This is a genomic window from Roseomonas populi (assembly GCF_024594815.1).
GTDB classification, from domain to species: domain Bacteria; phylum Pseudomonadota; class Alphaproteobacteria; order Acetobacterales; family Acetobacteraceae; genus Roseomonas; species Roseomonas populi.
Window position 1 is genome coordinate 27,164 of record NZ_JANJOU010000014.1, and the last position, 21,458, is coordinate 48,621.

The following is a 21,458-nucleotide window of genomic DNA, read 5'->3' on the forward strand; positions in this document are numbered from 1 at the left end:
CCCCGCGCCGGCGAGATTCGTCAGCCGAAGATGAAGTCGCTCTCGGTGAGAGGCGTTCCGGCGGCGAGGCCGGAGCCGAATACAAATCGGACACTCAGGTCGGTCGCCCGGTCGGCGTCGATGTCCAGGAGGAGGGTGCCGGTCGTGGCGTTGTAGCGGACCTCGGGACGGGTACCCGAGAAGGCGGCCCCGCCAACGAAGGGGCTGGGACCGGTCAGATCGCCCCAGTCGAATGCCGAGAGGTCAATCCTGTCGGCACCCTGCTGGAAATCCATGATCCGGTCCGGCACGGTGTTGGCATCGGTTACCGCCGTGAAGGCGAAGATGTCCGCCCCGGTGCCGCCGGTCAGCATGTCCATACCGGCACCGCCGGTCAGGGTATCATCGCCCGCACCACCGACGAGAATGTCGTTCCCGCCGCCGCCGGACAGGCTGTTGGCGCCCGCATTGCCGGTGATGCTGTTGGCGCCATCGTTGCCGCCACCATCGATGCTGGCGGCGCCCGTGAGAACCAAGTTCTCGATGCCGGCGCCCAGTGTGAAGCTCACCGAGGAGCGTACGGTATCGACGCCGCCGGCATCACTCCCGTCCGCGGCGAGTTCGCTCGCCGTGTCTCCCGCATCGTCGACGTAGTAGGTGTCGTTGCCGGCACCGCCGAACATGGCATCCGCGCCGGTGCCGCCATCGAGCCGGTCAGAGCCATCGAAGCCAAAGAGCGTGTCGGCGCCGTCCAGGCCGAACAGCGAGTTGCTGAGCTCGTTGCCGGTGATGGAGTTGGCAAGGTCGTTGCCGCTGCCCTTGAGCGCCGGACCGGTCAGAACAAGGTTCTCCAGATTTGCCCGAAGAACGAAGCTGACGGAGGCACGGACGGTGTCAGTGCCTGCGCCCGCCGCCTCGATCGTCAGATCCAGCGCGTGATCGACGATGTAGACGTCATCGCCGAAGCCGCCCTCCATCCGGTCCTGGCCGGATCCGCCGTCCAGGGTGTTGGAGGCCGCGTTGCCGACGATGCGGTTAGCCAGTTCGTTGCCGGTGCCACTGATCGCGGCATCACCGGTGAGCTGCAGGTTCTCCACATTCGCGCCCAGGACGAAGTCGACAGAAGAGCGCACGGTGTCCGCGCCCCCATTTTCGGCCTCGTTCACCACGTCGAGAACGTCGTCAACGACATAGGTGTCGTCGCCGGCCTCACCGGACATGGAGTCGGCCCCGGCACCGCCCTCGAGCCGATCATTCCCGGCTCCGCCGAGCAGGGTGTCGTCGCCGGCGCCGCCGGCCAGCACGTTGCTGGCGCTGTTGCCGGTGAGCACGTTGGCGACGTCGTTGCCCGTGCCATTGATGGCCCTGGCCCCGGCGAGTTCCAGGTTCTCGAACGTCGCGCCGAGGGTGAAGGTCACGGAGGAGCGAACGGTGTCGGTTCCCTCCTCTGCCGCCTCGAAAACCAGGTCCAGCAGATTGTCCACGACATAGACGTCGTCACCGAGCCCGCCCTGCATGGTGTCGGCGCCGGCCCCGCCATCGAGGATGTTATTTTGCTCGTTGCCGATGATCTCGTTGGCGAGACTGTTCCCGGTGCCGCTGATGGCCGCGCCGGTGAGCTCAAGCCTCTCCAGAAAGTTGCCGAGAGTGTAGCTCGCGGAGGACCTCACGGTGTCAGCACCGCCGGCATCCTTGCCGCTCTGCACCTCGCTGACGACATCCTCGGATCCGTCGATGACGTAAATGTCGTCGCCGGATCCGCCGCGCAGCGTATCAACCCCGCCGCCGCCGATCAGCGTGTCGGCACCCCCGCCGCCCTGGAGAAGGTTGTTGCCGGTGTTCCCCGTGATCTGGTTGGCCAGCTCGTTGCCGGTGCCGTTGTGATTGGCTGTGCCGCCCAGTTCCAGGTTCTCGATGAAGCTCGTGGCCAGCCCGTCGGTGCTGCTGAGGACCCAGGTCGCGACTGGTGCTGAGGCGGCGATGCGCACGGTGTCCGTGCCCTCGCCTTCCAGCTCGTGCACCACGTCCAGCACGCTTTCGACGATGTAGATATCGTCGCCCTCGCCGCCTTCCATGATGTCCCGACCGCCGCCGCCATCAATCAGGTTGTTGCCGGCATTGCCGCGGATGACATTCTCGCCGGCATTCCCTGTCGCATCCAGGTTCTCGGTCCCGGTCAGCTCGAGAGTTTCCACGAAGTCGCTGAGCGTGTAGCTGACGGAGGCCCGAACCAGATCGATGCCCTGGTTGGCGTTCTCCAGGACGGTGTCGAGGACGTTGTCGACGATGTAGATGTCGTTCCCCGCTCCGCCGATCATGGCGTCGGCACCGGATCCGCCATCCAGCGTGTCGGATCCGTCTCCGCCTTCGAGGAGATCGTCGTCCTCGCCGCCGTCCAGATTGTCGGCGCCGTTCCCGCCGATCAGCCTGTCCTGGCCCGTACCGCCGTCGATCGTGTCGTTGCCGATGCCGCCGTCGAGCGTGTCGGCACCGTCGCCGCCGACCAGGTCGTCGTTTCCGAAGCCGCCGAGCAGGACATCGTCGCCGAGATCGCCCACCAGCGTGTCGGCGCCATCCAGTCCGGACAGGGTATCGGCCCCCTCCAGGCCGTTGATGACGTCGTCCCCCGGGGTGCCGCTGAACGAATCAGGGCCGGGCGTACCGTCGATCACGACGCCGTTTGTCGGCAGGCTGTCGATGAGTTGCCGGGCGGTGAACTGCCCGTCCGCGAACTGGAACAGCTCGATGCCGCTGATCGTGTCGGTCCCACCGGAGCCCTGCAGGTCCTGGACGGCGAAAACCTGGCTCTGGGCATTGTAGGTGATGAGGTAGGAGGAGCGGGTTCCACCGAAGTTGACCCTGTCGGCCGTTCCCTCGTTCCTCAGGTCGATGATCGTGTCGTCGCCATCTCCGCCATCGAAGACATCGTTCCCGAGCCCGCCGGTCAGCTGGTCATCTCCGGCACCCCCGAAGAGGGTGTCGGCACCCTGCCCGCCCCCGATCGTGTCGTTCCCGCCACCGCCGCTCAGCGCGTTCGCACCATCATTCCCGGTGATGAGGTCGTTGCCCTCGCCCCCGATGGCGTTCTCGATGCTGGTGAAGCGGTCCTCGACGGCCATCGCGGTGGTCTCGCCCGTCGCCGGGTTCCGGTCGCTGCGCGTCTCTCCGGTGAGCAGGTTGATCTGGAAGCCCGCGAACTCGCCCTGATACGAAATGGTATCGGATCCGTCGCCGCCATCGATGCTGTCGGTCCCGAAGCCTCCCAGGAGGACGTCATTGCCCTCGCCGCCATCCAGCGTGTCGTTCTCACTTCCGCCGAGAAGCGTGTCGTCGTCGTCGTCGCCGTGAAGGTCGTCGTCTCCGCTCCCCCCGATGAGGAAGTCGGCGCCGCCCTCGCCGCTCAGCTCGTCATCGCCGTCGCGGCCGTCGATTCGGTCGGCCTCGCCGGTGCCGTCAAGGGTATCGCTCCCCGCGCCGCCATTCGCGCCGACGATCTCGTCGCCGGTTGGCAGGGCGTTCGCGTCGAAGAACAGGCCCGTCGGAAGAAGCGCGTCCGGGTCGAAGGTGACGCCCGTTCCGCTGGCCTGCGCACCGAAGGCGAGCTGCTCGATCGCCTTGACGATATCCTGTCCATCATGCGCCCCGCCGGAGAGGGGGCGCATATCCTTCACGGTGTAGCTGCCATCGCTGTTAATGGTGATGGAGTAGAACTGCCTGGCGCCGCGATAGGCGGCCACGTCCGTTCCCTCGTTCCCGTTCAGCCTGTCGTTCCCGCCGCCCCCATAGAGAGTATCGTCGCCGAGGGCTCCGAAGGCGGTGTCGTCGGCACCGTTCCCGGTGGCATCGCCCCGGTCGGCGATGACCACGTCATTGCCGACGGTGCCGACAATCAGGTCGGCTATTGAGTCGGGCCCTGCGGGGCCACCCGCCGGGGCCTCGTCACCCACCAGGGTGAGGCCGGGCTCGCGCGTGTCGAGGATCTGGGCGACGATGTCCCCTGTCGGGTCCTGGGTCACCACCACCGCACGGTCATCGGCCAGGCCCGTCACGCCGAAGGGGCGCGAGGTCAGCGATCCGTCGTCCTGGAACGCGCCGTAGGGACCAGTGGCGGGAATGGCGAAAACGTCCGTGCCAGCCTCGCGCGCGAAGTGCTGCACCAGGATGCGCCCATCCGTGGTTCCGAAGGAGACGACGCCGCCTCCCCCCTGCTCGACGTCACCGGCGACGGTGAGGCTCCCGTTGAATTCGGGGGGCAGGTCGGCGATGGTCGCCTCCTGCCCTACGGTCCAGCTCCCGGGGCCGGACTGGAGGAAGGGAACGCCCTTCGCCACGAAGGCGCCGGCCGTGCCTTCCACCCAGAAGATCCCGAAGCCGCCGTCACCCAGCGCGGTCACGCGCGCGAGCTGGTCCGCGGGCACGGCCACATCCGTCAGCGCTGCCTCGAGAGCGGCGGTCGCGGATGGAATGACGTCCCCGGAGGTGGCATTCCTCACCTGCCCGTGCAGGCTGCCGTTTGCCCCGATCCAGATGACAACCGTTTCGCCGCCCTTGAGAGTCGCGACGGATGGATCGCGCCCCGCGGCGAGGTTGAGCGCGGCGTCGCCATCGGCCCCGCCGTCCCGCCCGTCCCTGCCGGCCGCCACGACCGATGTGGGGGTGCCGCCGGCGCCGAGCAGAACCTCGTAGCGCTGGAGCATGATCCGGCCCTCGGCGCCGGGAACCGATTGGACCCAGACCGCGGTGAAGCCCGGGATGGGGCTGCTCCCGTCCTCGGTGTCGAGTGAACTGCCGGAGGAGAGAGCGACGCTGTGCTGCCGGAAGCCTGCGGGCAGGCTTGCCGGCCGGGTGAGCGTGAACTCCGCCCCCACCAGCCCCGTCGGGCCGCTCACGCGGGCCTGGAGGGTGACGGGACTCCCGACGGCCACCTGCTCCTGCCAGACCGCGGCGTAGCCGTCGCCCCAGCCCACCACGCTCGGGCCACCGAGGATGACGCCCCGACCATTGTCCAGCTGCACCGGCCCCGGCGAGACCGTGGTCAGCGTATCAAGAGCCTGGTCGAAAGCCTGCAACCGGATGTGCGAGTTGACCGGGAGTTCCGTCACTGGATCGAGGATGTCGATCCGGTAGGCCACACCGAAGTTCTGGCCCGCATTGTTCGAGACCGCCGCGCCAGACTGGATCGTTCCGGCTCCGAACGTCGGCTCATTGACGTTGAACCCGTCCAGATCCTCGATCGATGTTCCCCAGGCGCTGGGTGCGGTCGTCGCCATGGATCAGCACTCCTTATTCAGCTCGTTCGAAAAAGGTTGCAACGCACGGCGAACACCTTGCCGTGAGGGGAATGCGAAGCATCGGTGTCTCACTCCCCTCGTTTCTCGATCGTTCTCGTGATTCCACAAAGCCGTTCTTTATCAACGGCATGATCGATTCGGCTTGGCGTCCTGGCCTTCCAGGACCCGCTCTCAACGGCGTGATAAATACTTCTTGATTTGGAACGATGCAACTGTTTGATTCCGTCATCGAGACGATCAAGTAGCGGCCCGAGAACAGTTGGATGCGTTTTCTTTGTTTGCGTAAATTTGCACTACGTTTTCGTTCTGTTAAACGGGCCGCCTCCTTGTCGTTAACCTGTAGTGTAAGAGGCGTCAGCACGTTTCTTACTCGTAACGCAAAGAGGAACGAGAGATGATGATGAGGGCGAGGTGGACCGGCCCAGATAGGACCAGGACGGTCCTATTCCGGTCCATTTTGGCGCTGACGCTTGCTGGCCCGGTGCTGGCGGCGGGCGAGGCAGCGGCGCAGAGCGCGTGCGGAAGCGGCAACACGGTCACCGCCGACGTCGTCGCCCTCGATCAGGCCGTGCAGTTCAACCGCTACGGTGGGCACCATCCGGGCTACATGATCTACGCGCTGAGAGGCGACGTGGTCTCCAAGAACGGCAGCAGCTCGCTGACCCCGGGCAACGTGATGCTGCGGCCGGGCAAGCGCCCGCGGCCGCTCGTGCTCCGTGCCAACGTCGGCGATTGCCTCGTCATCAACTTCCAGAACTTGCTGAATTCCACGCCGATCTCGGTTCCTAACGTCTCGGTGGACCAGCCGGCCACGCGGCAGGCGGGCCTGCACGTCGCCGGGCTGAACTACACCTCGCCGAATATGGCCGATGACGGCGCCTTCGTCGGCGCCAACCCCACAAGCCTCGCCAACCCCGGCGGATCAAGGACCTATCGCCTCCTCGCCTCTCGCGAGGGGATCTTCTCCTTCTACAATCCGGCCGTGATGACGGGCGGCGAGAGCAACACCGGCTCCGCCTCATTCGGCATGTTCGGCGCCGTCGCCGTGCAGCCCAAGGGCGCGGAGTGGTACCGCAGCCAGGTCAGCCGCGCCGACCTCGATCTGGCGACGCGCCGGGGCCCTGACGGGAAGACGCTTCTCAACCTCACCGTGGATGGCGTGGATACCGGCTATCCCGATATCGATTACCTCGCCCGTTATCCGGCGGACTACCCGATCGCCGGGCTGAGGAACCTGCCCATCCTCGCGATGCGCGACGGAAACCAGCTGGTGCACGGCGACCTGGGCGCCATCATCACTGGCCCGGGCCGCGGCCGCTTCCCGGAGGGAACCTTCCTCAACAACCCGGTTCTGGAGCCGAACCGGACCGTGCCGCAGGCAGCCTCGGCCGGCGGAACGGCGGAAACGCGCGACCGCCGCGACCCGTACCGTGAGTTCGTCATCCAGTTCCACGACGAGATGAAGTCCATCCAGGCCTTCGCCGAGTTCGAGGACGAGGAGCTGGGGCACACCCTGCACAGCGTCGGGGATGCCTTCGGCGTCAACTACGGCGTCACGGGCGTGGGCGCGCAGATCCTGTCGAACCGCTTCGGCGTTGGCCCGACCGCGCAGTGCGCGGAGTGCAAGTACGAGGAGTTCTTCCTCACCTCCTGGGCGGGCGGCGACCCCGCGCTTCTGGTCGACAACCCGGCCAACGCCCAGCTCGACAGCACCGGGCGGAGGCGCGATCCGAACGCGAGGCGCTCGGAGCGCGCGCTTTACCCGGACGACCCCTCCAACGTTTTCAGCAGCTACCTGAACGACCGCGTGATCCTGCGGAACACGCACATCGGCAAGGAGCAGCACATCTTCCACCTGCACGCGCATCAGTGGCTCTACAACCCGGACGAGCCCGGCTCCTCCTACCTGGACAGCCAGCTGATCTCGCCGGGCTCTGGCTACACCTACGAGATCGCCTTCAATGGCTCGGGCAACCGCAACCAGACCGTGGGCGACAGCATCTTCCACTGCCACCTCTACCCGCACTTCGCCCAGGGCATGTGGGGGATGTGGCGCGTGCACGACACCTTCGAGCGCGGCACCGAGCTGGACAGCCGGGGCGTCGCGCTGCCGACCGCGCGGGCGCTCCCGGACGGCGAGATCCTCGCCGGGACCGCGATTCCCGCGATCGTGCCGATCCCCACCATGGCCCTTGCGCCGCTGCCGGCGCCGGTGCGCATCGCGAACGGCCAGGCGGTCTTCGACGGGGCCCCGGCTGGCTCCGAGCAGGGCAATCCCGGCTACCCGTTCTTCATCGCGGGGCAGGCCGGCCACCGCCCGCCGCAGGCCCCACTCGACCTCGTGCATGATGGCGGCCTGCGCCGGCATGTCGTGGTGGGCGGCGGCGCGACGGCGCAACTGGATCGTTTGGACCTGGACAAGGTGAGCGACCGGCTCGAGATCCGCTGGCTCAGCCAGGACGGCGAGCCCGTCGAGCGGGCCGCGATGGCGTTCCACGCGCAGCGCGCCCACCCGAGCTACGCCCTCACGGGCGAGGGCGGGGGCACGCGCCGCAACTTCATCACCAACGGCCGCCCCCCAGCGCCTGGCGCGCCCTTCGCCGATCCCTGCGTGCTCGACAACGGGGATCCTGCGCCGGGCGCCAGCAACCCGCGCCGGTACAAGGTGGCGGCACATCAGGTCGATCTGGTGATGAACCGCGTGGGCTGGCACTTCAGCCAGGGCCGCATCCTCTCGCTCTGGGACGACGTCATGCCGACCCAGAACCGGCAGCGGGCCCCCGAGCCCCTGGTGATGCGCGCCAACTCCGGTGATTGCGTCGAGGTTCACCACACCAACCTGATACCCAGCGTCAGCGAAGTGGACGACTTCCAGGTGCGCACGCCGACGGACGTCGTCGGGCAGCACATCCACCTTGTGAAGTTCGACGTGACGAGCGCCGACGGCTCGGGCAATGGCTGGAACTACGAGGACGGCACGCTGGCGCCGGCTGAGGTGCGGGAGCGTATCCACGCCATCCGCACGAACTACAACTGCGCCGATGGCGTCACCTCGGCCTTCTGCCCGACGGCGGTGGTGCACCCCTTCTTCCCGGCCGCTGGCCCCCCCCAGTCCCGCGATAATCCCAACGACCCCAACGATCCCAACAACGCCCGTCGTAACTGGGTGGGCGCGCAGACAACGGTGCAGCGGTGGTACGCGGATCCCATCGTGAACCAGAACGGAAAGGACAACACGCTCCGCACCGTCTTCACGCACGATCACTTCGGTCCTTCCACGCACCAGCAGAACGGTCTCTACGCCGCACTGGTGGTCGCGCCGACGGGCACGACCTGGACGCATCCCGAGACCGGGGCCGCGCTGAATCAGCGGGGCACCCGCGAGGATGGCGGCCCGACCAGCTGGATGGCGAACGTCCGCACCCCCGACCCGAAGGACTCCTACCGTGAGTTCGTCCTCCAGGTGGCGGACTTCGCGAGCGCCTATGAGGCGGGCGGCGGCAGCACCGGCCCGGATCCCGCGCGGGCCATCAACCCGCCCGCGCGCTCTCGCGTTGGGCTGCCCTTCCTGCAGCTTCGGGAGAACGACTGCCCGGGCGGCGGGCCGGCGCCCTGCCCGGAGGCGGTCTCGGCCGCGGATACCGGGACCTTCCTGCTGAACTACCGGAACGAGCCGCTGTCGCTGCGCCTCTACAACCCGAACACCCAGTCCCAGGCCGCAGGCAAGGCGGGCGACCCCTCCTACGCCTTCCGGTCCGACGTCACCCGGGCCATGACGCAGTTCAACAGCCAGCCCAACATCTACCCGCCGCTGACCGCCGGCCTGGCGGAGGGCGATCCCTGGACCCCCATGCTGCGCGCCTATCGGCGGGACCGGGTCCAGGTGCGGATGATGGTGGGCGCGCATGAGGAAGGGCACGTCATCCAGTTCAGCGGGCTGCGCTGGCTGATGAACCAGAACGACCCCAACTCGGGCTGGCGCTCCTCCCACATGCAGGCGATCTCCGAGCACTTCGAGTTCGACATGCCTATCGTCCCGCCCGAGGGCGATATCGGGCCGCACACGGATCACCTCTACACCGCCGATGCCAGCGCCGACGGGTACTGGAACGGCGTGTGGGGCCTGCTGCGGGCCTATGAATCGCGCCGGGGCGACCTCAAGCCCCTGCCGAACAACATCCCTCCCGCGCCGCGTGCCCAGACGATCAGCACGGGTGAGACGGTGCAGCTCGGCACCACGGGAACGGTGCGCAACCTGGCCAACTTCAACGGCGTCTGCCCGGCCGACGCGCCCGTGCGGCGTTACGCGGTCTCGGCCGTGGCGGCGAGCAGTGCGATCGGCGCCTCCGGCATCGTCTACAACAACCGTGCGGGCAACTACGCGGCCCAGCGCGGGCCGATCACGGACCCGACCGGGGCGCTCTACGTGCTCGACAGTGACCTCACCAACGGCAAGCTGAAGCCTGACGTTCCGGTGGAGCCGCTGCTGCTGCGCGCCAATGCCGGCGACTGCATCGAGGTGACCCTGACCAACCGTCTGCCCACGAACTGGGCCGCCCAGGTCGTGTCCGCAGCGAACCAGGGCTTCAACGGCTTCCCGATGCTGGTCGAGCGGTTCAATGCCAACCAGGTGCGGCCGTCGATGGAGGTGGGCCTCAACCCCCAGCTCCTCGCGACCGACATCACCCGGAGTGACGGCCAGAACATCGGCTCCAACCGGGTTCCGCCCCGGGCGGTCCGGCCGGTGAACCAGACCGTGGCGGTAGGGGAGAGCACGACTTACCGGTGGTATGCCGGCCTGCTGACCATGGACCCCACCAACAACCTGATCGCGACTCCAATCGAGTTCGGGGCGCTGAACCTCATGCCGTCGGACCGGCTGCGCCATAGCGGCAAGGGCCTGATCGCCGGCATGGTCATCCTGCCCCAGGGCTCCAGCTGGGCCACGGATGCGAACACGCGCATGGCCGCCACCGTCACCATGCCCGGCGGGCGGCAGTTCCGTGACCTCGTCCTGATGTTCCAGAACGACCTGAACCTGCGGGCCAGCAACAAGCCTGTCTGCCCGGTTGGCGCAGGCGAGCCGGACGTGGAGTTCGGGGATGCGGGCGCTCCGCAGAGCGTGCGGACGACCGGCTGCAAGGGCCTCGACGATGCCGAGGATTCGGGCAATGCCGGCCTGAACTACCGCGCGGAGCCCATGTGGCTGCGTGTCGGCCATGCCCCCGGCGAGAACTTCGAGATCACGCGCCGGCTGAACTTCAACAACGCCCTGTCCAACACCCGCGTGGGTGGTGCGGATCCGGTCACGCCGATCTTCACCGCCAAGGCCGGGCAGGAGCTCCGCTTCCGGCTGCTGCAGCCGGGCGGCCACCCGCGGCCGGGCACCTTCACGCTGCACGGCCACAACTGGTCCATGTCGCCCTACACCTCCGGCTCCTCAGCACAGGGCATCGTGCCCTCGCAGCGGATCGAAGGCGTCCGGACGCAGCAGGACTACCGCCCCTCGCCGGCCACGGGCAGCCGTGACGCGATCGGGCCGGCGATGCACTACAACGTCGTGATCGAGAAGGCGGGCGGCCCCAGCCTGGTCACCGGAGACTACCTGTTCCGGAACCAGTCCCCCGACGTCTTCGACAACGGCGTCTGGGGCATCCTGCGGGTGACGCCGTGAGGAAGGGGCGCATGGATAGGGAAGCGCCGGCCCTGCTGCCGGCGCGCTCCCGGCGGTCCAGGACGGGGGGCGGGCTTCTGCCCGCCCTCCTCGCCCTGGCGGCGGGGGGTGCCTCGGCGGCGGAGGTTCCCGCCGTCGTGGCGTCTCACAGCGCCGCGGGCCTCGAACTGAAGCTGGAGGTTCGCCCGGCGGGCGGCCCGTCCCTCCGGCCCGGAGAGCCGGCGGTCGTGGCCCTGAACTTCACCTCCGAAGGCGGCGGCCCCGCCCGAGGGCTGAAGCCGGCCGCCTGGGCCCAGCGCGAGAGCAACCGCCCACTCGAATGCCGCGAGCGGGTGCGGACCCTCATCGAGAACCGGCTCGGGCGCAGGGCCGACGTGGACCTGAATGCCTGGCACATCGCCTATGCCAGCGATTCCGGCGCGGTCCAGGTGCTCGACCCCGTGGGCGGGACCTCGCGCACGCGGTCGCTCGCCGTGATCAACCTGCGGGCGCGCCCGGGTGGCTGGGCCGAGGACCAGGCCCGTGACGCGCTCTTCGTCGCCCTGCCCGATACTGGCGAGGTCGTGGAGATCGACACGATGCGCTGGCGGGAGCGCCGCCGCCTCGCCGTGGGGGGGCGGCCGGCCCGCATGGCGCTGGATCCGGATGGCGTGCGCCTCTGGGTCGGCCAGGACGGCGCGGAAGGCACAAGCAACGAGGTGGTGGCGGTGGACCGGCAGTCCGGTTCCGTCGTCGCGCGGCTGCCGGCGGGCCCCGGGCCCCACGCGATCGCATCCGCGGGGACCGGCCGCGCGGCGGTCGCCTCCTCCGCCGGCGTCTCCCTGCTGCGGGAGGGCTCCTCCGAACCGCTACCGCAGCTCGGCGGCGGGTTCAGCGACATGATCTTCTCCTCCCTCGCGGACGCCATGCTGCTGCTCGACCCCCGCGAGGGCCGCGTCCTCGCCCTCGGGCAGGACGGAGGCGTCGTCGGCCTCTGGCCCGTGGCGCCGGGCGCGGCGGGGCTGTTCCTGGAGCCGGCCGGGCGCCTCCTCTTCGTCCCGGAGCCCGGCGAGGCGCGGGTCACGGTCATCGACCTGGCGCGCGGCGCCGTCGCCCACCGCGTGCCGCTGGGCGGCGCGCCGCTCAGCGTGGGCTTCAGCGGCACCCAGGCCTACGTCCAGTCGGAGGCCGGCGCGACGGTGTCCCTCGTCGCGCTCGGCAGCCTCGTGGAGGCCGGCACGCCGGCGGTGACGAGCATCGCCGCGGGCGAGAGCGGCCTGGTCGCGGGCGAGGCTCTCGGGCCCATGGTCGCCTCGGGCCCCGGCGGGGCGGCGATGCTGATCGCCGCGCCGAACGAGCGGGTGGTGCACTACTACATGGAGGGCATGGCGGCGCCGGCCGGCGTCATCCGCGTCCCGCAGGGCCGCCCGCTGGCCATCACCGCCGTGGACCACGCGCTGCGCGAGACGGCGCCGGGCCGCTACGAGACCCAGGCCATCTTCCCGGTGGGTGGGCGCTACGTGCTGCCGGTGATGGTGCAGGGCGGCGGCTTCCTGCACTGCTTCAGCATCGACCTGGGCGGCGAGGAGGGGCTGCCGCTGAGCAAGCGCCTGCGCCTGGAACTCGAGGAACCGGCCGGGCGCGCGCTGCACGCCGGCGCACCCGCCCCGCTCCGCATGCGCCTGCGCGGGCCGTCGGACAACGGGCAGTGGCGCGAGGCGGGGGACCTCACGGTGCGCGTCGTGCAGCTCGCCGGGCACTGGCAGACCTCGGTGCCGCTCCGGCCCCTCGGCGACGGGCTCTACGAGGCCGAGGCAGTGGCCCCGCCGGAGGCCGGGACCGTGAACCTCTACGTCGAATCCCCTTCCCTCGGGCTCGAGCCCGGAACCCTCCCCCACATCATGCTCCAGGCGGAGTCCCCATGAGCCGATCCCTCATCCCCCTCGGGCGCCGCTCCGCGCTCGGCCTGCTGCTCGGCCTTGCCGCCGCGCGGGCAGCGGGCGCGGGCGAGGAGCACGCCCACGCCCACGCCCACGTCCACGCGGAGGCGGAGGCCGCGCCGCCCGGGAGCGCGGCCATCCGGCTGCGCCAGGGCATCCCCGACGCGCGCGTGACGGACTCGCACCGCCGGCGCCGGCGCCTCGTCTCCGAGGTCTTCGGCGGGCGGGTGGTCGCCATCGACTTCGTGCTGACGGATTGCGGCACCTTCTGCAGCGCCATCTCGGCCGCCATGGCCGGCGCGCAGGAGGCCCTCGGCCCGCGCCTGTCGCGCGAGGCGGGGCTGGTCAGCGTGGCGCTGGACCCGTTCGGCGGCACGCCGGAGCAGCTGAACGAGTACGCGGCCCGCTTCGGGGCCGGTCCCGCCTGGAGCTTCGTCAACGTGCCGGAGACGCAGCTCGACGAGGTGCTGCGCAGCCTCGGCGGCCCCATCGCCGGGGAGAGCCATTCCCCCATGGTCGTCGTGCTGGACCCGCTGCGGCGGGAGGTGCGCCGCCTCCTCGGCATTCCCTCGCCCGAAGCCATCGCAAACACCATCGAGGCCGCTCTGGCGGCAAGGAAGGCCTAGCGTGACCGACCGGATCCTCCGCCGGAATCTGCTCCTGGCAGCGCCCGCACTGGCCCTCGGCCTGCGCGCCGGGCGGGCGGCCGCGCTGGAGTGCGACCAGCGCGAGCGCGACTACTTCAGCAACCGCGTCCTGACGAACCAGGAAGGCCAGCGCGTGCGGTTCTACGACGACGTGCTGCGCGGGCGCACCGTCCTGATCGGCTGGATCTTCACCAGCTGCCCGGATGCCTGCCCGCTCCTCGCCGCGCGCAGCCTCGCCATCGCCGACGCGGCGAAGGAGGCGGGCGCGCCGCCCCGGATCGTGCACCTCACCACCGATCCGCACCGCGACACGCCGGCGAAGCTCAAGGCCTGGGCCGCCCGCTTCGGCAACTACGAGGACTGGACCCTGCTGACCGGCGGCGCGGGCGACCTGCGCGACGTGGCGCAGCGGCTCGGGCAGGCCGTCGATGAGGCGCGCCCGGACCGCCACACCACGCTGATGCTCGCCGGCAATGTCGGGGCCCGCCGCTGGATGAAGCTGCGCCCCGATGTCCAGCCGCCGGCGGCGGCCGTGCAGCTGACGGACCTGGCCGCGGCGCCGCAGGTGGTGGACCCCACCACATGCGCGGGCTGACCGCCCTCTCCCTGCTGCTCCTGCCCCTGGCCGGAGCGGTGCAGGCCGGCCCTGTCGAGGACGGGGAGGCGCTGTTCACCCGTGGCGCACGCCCCGGCGCGCCGCCGCCGCAGGTGACGACGGCGGGCGGGACCGTGCTGCCCGCGACCGCCCTGCCCTGTGCCGGCTGCCATGGCCGGGACGGGGGCGGCGGCCAGGCCGAGGCCGGCCTGCGCCCCCCGCCGATCGTCTGGTCGGCCCTATCCCGGCCGGCATCCCTGCGCCCGTCCTATGACGAGCCGCTGCTGCTGCGGGCCGTGGTGCAGGGAACGGCCGCGGGCGGCCGCACGCTCGATGCGGTCATGCCCCGCTACGGGCTGAGCCTTGAGGACGGGCGGGCGCTCGCGGCCTATCTGAGGGCGCTGGACGGGATCGCCGTCCCCGGCGTCGAGGAGCGGAGCCTGCGCGTCGCCCTGCTGCTGCCGCCCGGCCGGCCCGGCGAGGCCTTCGCCGCGGCCTTCGAGGCGGCCCTGGAGGGCGCGGCGCCCGACGGCGTGTTCGGCCGGCGCGTCACCGTCGTCCGGGCCGCCGCCGCGCGGGCGCGCGACGCCTCGGAGGAGGCGCGCCGCCTGCTCGACGCCGGCGTGCTCGCCCTTGTCTCCGCGCTGCCGGGCGGCGTGAACGAGGATGTGCTGTCCATCGCGGCCGCGGAGCGCGTGCCCGTCCTGTCCGCGCGCGCGGGCCTGGCCAGGCCGGGCGGGAGCTTCGCCCTGCTCCCCGGGGCGGCCGAGGAGGCCATCGCGCTGCTGCGCCAGGCCGGGGATCCCGGCAAGGCCCTCATCGTCGCGGGCGACGGCGCGGCGGAGCGCCGGCTGGCCGCGAGCATCGCTGACCGCGTCGGCGACCTGGGCGAAGCCGTTCCGCCGATCGGGTCGGTGCACGACCTGCCGCGGCGCGCGGAAGGCGCCTCCGCGGTCCTGCTGCTCCTCGGGCCGGACAGCCTGCCGGAGGCGGCAGCCCTGTTGCGGGGGCAGAACATGCCGCTGCTCGTGCCGGGCGCGGTGGGCGGCAGCGCGGCGCAGGCCGCGGCCGCGGCCCTGGGGCGCCCGGTCCTGGCCGGCTTCGGCGTGCCGCCGGAGGAGGGCGAAGGCATGTCCAGAACCCGCTTCGCCGCGAGCGGCGCGGCCTCGAGCGGCCTGACGGGCCGCCTCGGCCACGCGGCGGGCGAGGTCCTCGTCGAAGCGCTGCGCCGGGCCGGCCGCCGCCTCACCAGGGAGCGGCTGGTGGCGGCCTTCGCGGCCGAGCCGTTCGAGCCGGGCTCACTGCCGCAGATCCGGCTCGTGAACGGTGCCCGGCCCCGGGCGGAAAGAATTCTGGTGGTGCGTATCGATGGCGAAGGTTCGGTTCTCCGTGCGTCTGACAACAAAGCTGCGGAATAGGGAGGCGAAGGTGCGCGTTCTGGGTGTGCGTGGAGGATCGGGGTGGCTTGCCAGGCGGCCCGGCTTCACGCTCGTAGAGTTGCTCGTGGTCCTGGTCATCCTCGGCCTGCTGGCTGCCGTCGCGGCGCCCCAGGCGATGCGCTATCTCGGCGGCGCGAAGCACGATGCGGCGAAGCTGCAGCTGCAAGGCCTGATGACGGCGATCGACCTGTATCGCCTCGATGTCGGCCGCTACCCCTCGCGCGAGGAAGGGCTGGGCGCGCTGATGCAGGCGCCGTCGGGCGCGCCGCGCTGGAACGGCCCCTACGTGCGCAAGGCCGACCAGCTGCTGGACCCCTGGAGCCGCCCCTACCGCTACCGCGCCCCCGGCGAGCACGGGCCCTACGACCTCTTCACCCTCGGCTCCGACGACCGCGCGGGCGGCAGCGGTGAAGATTCGGACGTGACGAGCTGGTAGCCGCCATGCGCAGCCCCGGCTTCACCCTGATCGAGACGCTCGTCGTCCTGCTGATCCTCGCGCTGGCCGCGACCGCGTTGCCGCGCCTGTGGGGCGCGGGCCGCGGGGCGCTGCTCAGGGCGGCCGCCGACGACGCGGCGGCCATGCTGCGGGAAGCGCGCATGGAGGCCCGGCGCACGGGGCGGGAGACGGGCGTGGTGTTCGACACCGAGCTCGGCAGCTTCCGCCGGGCGAGCGGCGGCCGCACCGGCTACCTGCCCTCGGGCTCGGCCCTCATCGTGGAGGCGACGCAGGCAGGGCTCCGCCCGGATGGCCGCATCGCCATCCTGTTCGATGCCGAGGGAGGCTCGACCGGCGGCCGGGTGAGGATTGTGCAGAGCAGCAGCGCCGCGGATGTCGCGGTGGATTGGATGACCGGTCATGTCCAGCCCTCCCGCTAGCCTGCACAGGCCCGGCTTCACGCTGGTGGAGGCGCTGATCGCCCTTCTCGTCATCGGCGGGGCCGTGGCAGCCGTATTGCCGGCGCTCGGCAACGCCATGCGGTCCAAGGGAGAGCGCGAGGCGGACTTCTCGGCGGTGTTGGCGGCGCAGTCCCTGCTGGATGCCTATGCCCCGCCGGGCGCCGCGCGGGAGGGACGCCAGGCCGGCGAGGCTCCGGAAGGGCGGTGGAGCATCGAGATCGGCCCTGGCCAGGCAGGCGCGGGCGGCGTGGTGCTGCGCCCCGTGCGCGTCGTGCTCGGCCCCGTGATCCTCGAGACGCTCCGCCCGGGCCCGGCGGCACGGCCATGATGACCCGCCCCGGCATGACGCTGGTGGAGACGCTGGTCGGGCTGGTGGTGCTCGGGCTGGTGGCCGCGCTCGGGCTCTCGACGCTGAACCTCATCGGGCAGGCCGGCAAGGTCGCGGCCGCGGACCAGGGCGCGCTGGCCGCCGTGCAGGATCTCCTGCGCCTGCGCCTGGTCGGCGCGATGCCGCTCATCGGTATCGGGCCGGGGGGCCAGCCCGCCGTGCTGTTCCAGGGCAACCCCGACCGCGTGGCCTTCGTCACGGAGCTGCCCGCCCGCTTCGGGGTGGCCGGCCCCGCGCTCGTGGAGGTGCGGCGGGAGGAGGAGGGCCTGCGCCTGCTCTGGCGGCCCCTCACGGGCCACGCGGGCGGCGAGGGCCTGCAGGGGCGCCTCCTGATCGACCGTGCCGCGGAGCTGCGGCTCCGCTACTTCGGCACCCCCCGCGGACCGGAGGCGCCCGCCTGGCGCGACCTCTGGTCCGATGCCGCGCGGCTTCCGGCGGCGATCGAGATGCGGGTGTCCTTTGCGAATGACGACACACGGCGATGGCCGCCCATGATCGTGGCGCCACGCCTGGCAAGCCTGAGGGAGGAGCGCGCGGAATGACGGCTCTGACAAGTCTCTCTTCGGCTCGCGCCCACGGCTCCGAGTTCCTGAAGTGGTGGCGCAGCGAGCTCTCGGACATGGTGCCCGCCCGCATCAAGGGTCACGGCCCGAGCCTCCTGCTCGACCTGCGCGAGGGGCAGCCCTTCCTCGCGAGGGCGACACGCCAGGGCTGGCGCCGCATCGCGGATTTCCCGCCGCAGGAGGGATCCGCCGGCCGGAGCCGCGGCCTGCGCGCCCTCGCCTCGGAGGACAGCCTCGTCGTCGCGGTGCCGTCCTCCTGGATGCTGCGCCGGACGCTGCTGCTTCCCGCGATGGCCGAGTCCCGGCTGAACGCGGTGCTGGACTTCGAGATCGAGCAGCACGTGCCCTTCGCCGCGAGCGAGGTGGTGTGGGCCGCGCGCATCCTCCGGCGCCTGCCCGAGGCGCAGCGGATCGAGGTGGAGGTGGCCGTGCTGCCGCGGAGCCTCATCGCCTCCGTCGCCGCGGATGTCCGGGGCGTGGCGGGATCGGCTGCACTCGTCGCGCGGGTCGATCCGGCCGCCGAGTGGCCGGCCATTTCGCTGGACAGGCTGGCGCCGCCGAAGCTGCGCTGGCGCCGCCCCGCCGAGGCGTGCCTCATGGGGGTCATCCTGCTCCTCGGGCTGCAGTTCGCGCAGGCCGGGCTGCGCCAGCAGGAGAGTGCGGTTGCGGCCATCGAGGCGCGCGCGGCCAGCGCGCGCAAGGTGGCGGAGCAGGTCCTCGCGCTGGACTCCGACACGGCGGCCCTGCGCGCGCGCCTGGCAGCCGCCTCGCAGCTGCGCGGTGAGCGCCCCGCCAGCGTCGCGGTGGTGGAGGAGCTGGCGCAGCTCCTTCCGGACGATGTCTGGCTGTCCGAGCTTCGGCTCACCGGCGACCAGCTCATCGTCTCCGGCTTCGCGGCGCGCTCGGACACGCTGCTCGAGCTGCTCGACACTTCCTCCATCTTCAAGGAGGTCCGCTTCGCGGCGCCCGTGACACGCGCCCAGCGCGAGGTGGCGGACCGCTTCCAGATCGGGCTGCGGGTCGTGCCGGCCCCGGTGCCCCAGCGCCTCGCAGGGCGGGAGCCGTCCGGATGATGAACCTCTCTAAGCCGGTCCGCCGGCTGGTCGCCCTGGCCCTGCTGGCGCTCATTCCCGCCGTGGCGTGGCTGTTCGTCGTGGTGCCGTGGCTGGACGCCCGCGCGGAACTCTCCGCGCGTGCCGAGAACGCGATGGCGGTCGCTGCCCGATCCATGAGCGTGGCGGCAAGGGAGCCCGCGCTCCTCGCCGAGGCGGCAGCCCTCCGGCAGGCCCTGTCCGGCGTCACCGACCTTTCCGGCGGCAGCTACGCGCTGGCCGGGGCGGAGCTGCAGCGGCGGCTGCGAGAGGCGGCCGGCCGCCATCGGGGAACGATCAACAGCATCGAGACGCTCCCCGAGGGACGCGGCGACGGCGGCAAGGGGCGGGTCGGCGTGCGGGCCCGCCTGCAGACCGACCCTGAGGGCCTGCAGAACCTGCTGGCCGAGCTGGAGACCGGCAAGGCGCTGCTGCAGGTGCAGACCCTGACCCTGACCACGGCGGGGAACGGCCCCAACCGGCCCCTCGACGTGCAGATCGAACTCTTCGGCACCCGGCGAGAGGAGACACCTCGATGATGCTCCGCCTTCCGCTCCTGGCGGCGGCCTGCCTCGGCCTCGGCTACCTCTCCACGCGCGAGCAGGCCGTGACCCTGCCGTCGCTCCCCGCCATCGGTCAGGCTGCGACCACCGGAGCCGTCTCCGGGATCGCCATCGTGCCGCCACCCGATCCCCCCGCCGGCCCCTGGTCCGAGCAGAGCGAACGCCCGCTCTTCTCCATGGGGCGCCGGCCTCCGGCGAAGGCCGCGCCGGAGGTCGCCGAACAGCCGGAGGAGGCACCGCCGCCCACGGCCGCATCGGGCGTGATCGTCCGCGCGGAAAGCTCCCTCGCGCTGCTCCGCCTTGCCGACGGCCGGCTCATGCGGGTCGCCGTGGGCGACCAGGTGGATGGCTGGCAGGTGGAGCGGATCTCCGGGGAGGGTGTGGAACTGATGCGCGGCACGCGATCCCTGTCGCTCGGCGCGCGCGTGCCTTCGGCGGTGGGGGTCGTGCGCAGCAACTAGGACGGCAGGCCGATCGGGAGGCGCAGGACGCGCCGGGACGATGCCGGCATAGGGTCGCATGGCCAGGTGGCCCGCCCCTGCGGCTCGGCGGCCCGGGCGATTGGGCCTGCCAGGGCAGCCCTCCCGACGACGCTGTTGCTTTCCGGCCGCGCTCACGCGCCATTCGGATCAGGAGACGAGAAGCGCGCGCGAAAACCTGCATCCTGCGCCAGAATATCCGAAACGACTTCGGAATTGTCGCGCATGAAGCATGAAGCGTCGCTCGCCCTTGCCGCCGCGCTCCTGCTCGTCGTTCTCACAGCATGGCCGGGACGGCCGGGCGCGCAGCCGGCCCAGGATCCAGGGCGGCAGGATGACTGGACGACGTGCCGCCAGGCGATCGCCGCCGCCGAGCCGGCCTCCGGCATTCCCGTGGGCGTGCTCGGCGCCATCGCGCTCGTGGAGAGCGGCGGGCGGGACCCGCGCACCGGCCGTGCCGAACCCTGGCCCTGGTCCTACAACGCGGAGGGTGCCGGCCGCGCCGCGCCAAGCAAGGCGGCAGCCATCAACGAGGTGTCGGCGCTGCTCCGCCGCGGCATGCGCTCCATCGATGTCGGCTGCATGCAGGTGAACCTGCTTCACCATCCGAATGCCTTCGCCAGCCTCGACCAGGCCTTCGACCCGCAGGCGAACCTGGCCTATGCCATCCGCTTCCTGCTGCAGCTGCACGCCCGCACGGGGGATTGGGAACAGGCCATAGCACGCTACCATTCGGCCGAGCCGGAGCGCGGCGGGGCTTATAGCCGCAAGGTCGCCCTGGCCCGGAGCGAGCCGGGCGGAACGAGGAGCCTTCCCGCGCCGCAAATGCCGACACTGACGCCGACGCCGACGAGAACCGCGAACGTCCTGCGAGGTGTCCTGACGGCGGGCCTCGACAGGGCGGAGGCACAACGGCTGGAGCGGCACCTCATGGCCGAGAACGATCTCGGTTCGATCCGCCTGCTCAGCGCCGTCAATCCCGCCGCGGCCGTGCAGGCCCTGAGCGACAGCCGCCAGTACAGGGGGCTGACGCAGGAGCAGCGGGCTGCGATGGCGTCCCTGGCCGCCCAGCGGCTGGAACTGGAGCAGATCCGCATGCGCGCCCGGTCCGGCCTCATGCGGGCCGAAGGCGGCGCCGGCTTCCGCACCCTCTCTTCCGCCCGCAATGTCGCCCTCGTGGCATCGCCGATGGCCGGCGCGCGGTAACGGGCCCGTGCCGCTGCGCCCCGAGGAGATGCCCGGCATCTTCCGGCGCTTCCGGCCGCCGGTGCCACCGCGTCATCTCCTGGCCACAGGGCACGGCCCTGCCGTTCAGAGCGCCGCCAGCCAGTCCCGGGTGAGGGCCACGTCCATCTGGGACAGGCCGTGCCCCAGCGGCAGCGCGTGGTGCTTCACCGACGCGCCCGCGGCCTGGAGAATCCCCGCCAGCCGCTCGCTGTTCGCGGCGGGCACGATGGGGTCGGCGGCGCCGGAGAGCAGCAGGGCCTTCGTCCCCTCCAGCCGGGCCGCCGGGGGCTCGGCATAGGGCACCATCGCCCGCAGCAGCGCCGCGCCCCGCAGCAGGCCGGGATGGCGCAGCAGCAGGCTGGCCGCGACATTCGCCCCGTTCGAGAAGCCGAGCGCGACCGGCGCGGCGATGCCATGGCGGGCCTGCGCGTCCCGGATGAAGGCCGCCAGGTCGTCCGTGCGGCGGCGCAGGTCGTCCTCGTCGAACACCCCCTCCGACAGGCGGCGGAAGAAGCGGGGCATCCCGTTCTCCAGCACCTGCCCGCGCGGGGAGAGGAGCGCCGCGCCGGGCGCGACCATGCGGCCGAGCGGCAGCAGGTCGCTCTCGTTGCCGCCCGTGCCGTGCAGCAGCAGCACGGGCGGCCGGGCAGGATCGGTGCCGGGCTCGAAGACGTGGATGAAGTCCGTGGTGGCGCTCATGGCCGTG

Annotated in this window: 15 protein-coding genes; 13 read left to right on the top strand and 2 right to left on the bottom strand. The window is 71.3% G+C overall.

Annotated features, from left to right (window positions below; all coding sequences use genetic code 11):
- Positions 1 to 20: 20 nt before the first annotated feature.
- Positions 21 to 5,249, bottom strand: a complete 5,229-nt coding sequence (locus NRP21_RS27920; protein ID WP_308219907.1) for a M10 family metallopeptidase C-terminal domain-containing protein — start codon at positions 5,247 to 5,249, stop codon at positions 21 to 23.
- Between the two features lie 478 nt (positions 5,250 to 5,727).
- Here NRP21_RS27920 and NRP21_RS16395 point away from each other — a divergent pair, with 478 nt between their 5' ends.
- From NRP21_RS16395 to NRP21_RS16455, 13 genes are all read left to right on the top strand, one after another.
- Positions 5,728 to 10,944 (top strand): cupredoxin domain-containing protein, encoded by a 5,217-nt coding sequence (locus NRP21_RS16395; protein WP_257717296.1) that lies wholly within the window; start codon positions 5,728 to 5,730, stop codon positions 10,942 to 10,944.
- 11 nt (positions 10,945 to 10,955) lie between these two features.
- Positions 10,956 to 12,848 carry a YncE family protein gene (locus tag NRP21_RS16400; protein ID WP_257717297.1) on the top strand — a complete coding sequence of 631 codons (1,893 nt, stop codon included), beginning with the start codon at positions 10,956 to 10,958 and terminating at the stop codon, positions 12,846 to 12,848.
- Positions 12,845 to 13,489, top strand: a complete 645-nt coding sequence (locus NRP21_RS16405; protein WP_257717298.1) for an SCO family protein — start codon at positions 12,845 to 12,847, stop codon at positions 13,487 to 13,489. The genes NRP21_RS16400 and NRP21_RS16405 overlap by 4 nt, the downstream gene beginning before the upstream one ends.
- Position 13,490: 1 nt before the next feature.
- Positions 13,491 to 14,105: an SCO family protein gene (locus NRP21_RS16410; protein ID WP_257717299.1), complete on the top strand. Its 615-nt coding sequence runs from the start codon at positions 13,491 to 13,493 to the stop codon at positions 14,103 to 14,105.
- Positions 14,093 to 15,523 carry a type 1 periplasmic-binding domain-containing protein gene (locus NRP21_RS16415; RefSeq protein WP_257717300.1) on the top strand — a complete coding sequence of 477 codons (1,431 nt, stop codon included), beginning with the start codon at positions 14,093 to 14,095 and terminating at the stop codon, positions 15,521 to 15,523. Before NRP21_RS16410 ends, NRP21_RS16415 begins: the two co-directional genes overlap by 13 nt.
- Before the next feature lie 10 nt (positions 15,524 to 15,533).
- Complete coding sequence (gene gspG / locus NRP21_RS16420; RefSeq protein ID WP_257717301.1) at positions 15,534 to 15,980, top strand: type II secretion system major pseudopilin GspG; 447 nt, start codon at positions 15,534 to 15,536, stop codon at positions 15,978 to 15,980.
- A gap of 5 nt (positions 15,981 to 15,985) precedes the next feature.
- Positions 15,986 to 16,420, top strand: a complete 435-nt coding sequence (locus NRP21_RS16425; RefSeq protein ID WP_257717302.1) for a GspH/FimT family pseudopilin — start codon at positions 15,986 to 15,988, stop codon at positions 16,418 to 16,420.
- Positions 16,401 to 16,769, top strand: a complete 369-nt coding sequence (locus tag NRP21_RS16430; protein ID WP_257717303.1) for a type II secretion system protein — start codon at positions 16,401 to 16,403, stop codon at positions 16,767 to 16,769. Before NRP21_RS16425 ends, NRP21_RS16430 begins: the two co-directional genes overlap by 20 nt.
- On the top strand, positions 16,766 to 17,371 hold the full coding sequence (locus NRP21_RS16435) for a prepilin-type N-terminal cleavage/methylation domain-containing protein (RefSeq protein ID WP_257717304.1): 606 nt from the start codon (positions 16,766 to 16,768) through the stop codon (positions 17,369 to 17,371). The genes NRP21_RS16430 and NRP21_RS16435 overlap by 4 nt, the downstream gene beginning before the upstream one ends.
- Positions 17,368 to 18,465 (top strand): PilN domain-containing protein, encoded by a 1,098-nt coding sequence (locus NRP21_RS16440; RefSeq protein WP_257717305.1) that lies wholly within the window; start codon positions 17,368 to 17,370, stop codon positions 18,463 to 18,465. The genes NRP21_RS16435 and NRP21_RS16440 overlap by 4 nt, the downstream gene beginning before the upstream one ends.
- On the top strand, positions 18,462 to 19,022 hold the full coding sequence (gene gspM, locus NRP21_RS16445) for a type II secretion system protein GspM (RefSeq protein WP_257717306.1): 561 nt from the start codon (positions 18,462 to 18,464) through the stop codon (positions 19,020 to 19,022). The genes NRP21_RS16440 and gspM overlap by 4 nt, the downstream gene beginning before the upstream one ends.
- The gene (locus NRP21_RS16450; RefSeq protein ID WP_257717307.1) at positions 19,019 to 19,507 is read left to right on the top strand and encodes a hypothetical protein; all 489 of its coding nucleotides are present in this window, start codon (positions 19,019 to 19,021) and stop codon (positions 19,505 to 19,507) included. Before gspM ends, NRP21_RS16450 begins: the two co-directional genes overlap by 4 nt.
- Before the next feature lie 243 nt (positions 19,508 to 19,750).
- A complete protein-coding gene (locus NRP21_RS16455; protein ID WP_257717308.1) occupies positions 19,751 to 20,731 on the top strand; it encodes a transglycosylase SLT domain-containing protein in 981 nt (326 codons plus the stop codon).
- Positions 20,732 to 20,836: 105 nt separating this feature from the next.
- Here NRP21_RS16455 and NRP21_RS16460 read toward each other — a convergent pair whose 3' ends face one another.
- Complete coding sequence (locus NRP21_RS16460) at positions 20,837 to 21,451, bottom strand: alpha/beta hydrolase (RefSeq protein ID WP_257717309.1); 615 nt, start codon at positions 21,449 to 21,451, stop codon at positions 20,837 to 20,839.
- Positions 21,452 to 21,458 lie beyond the last annotated feature (7 nt).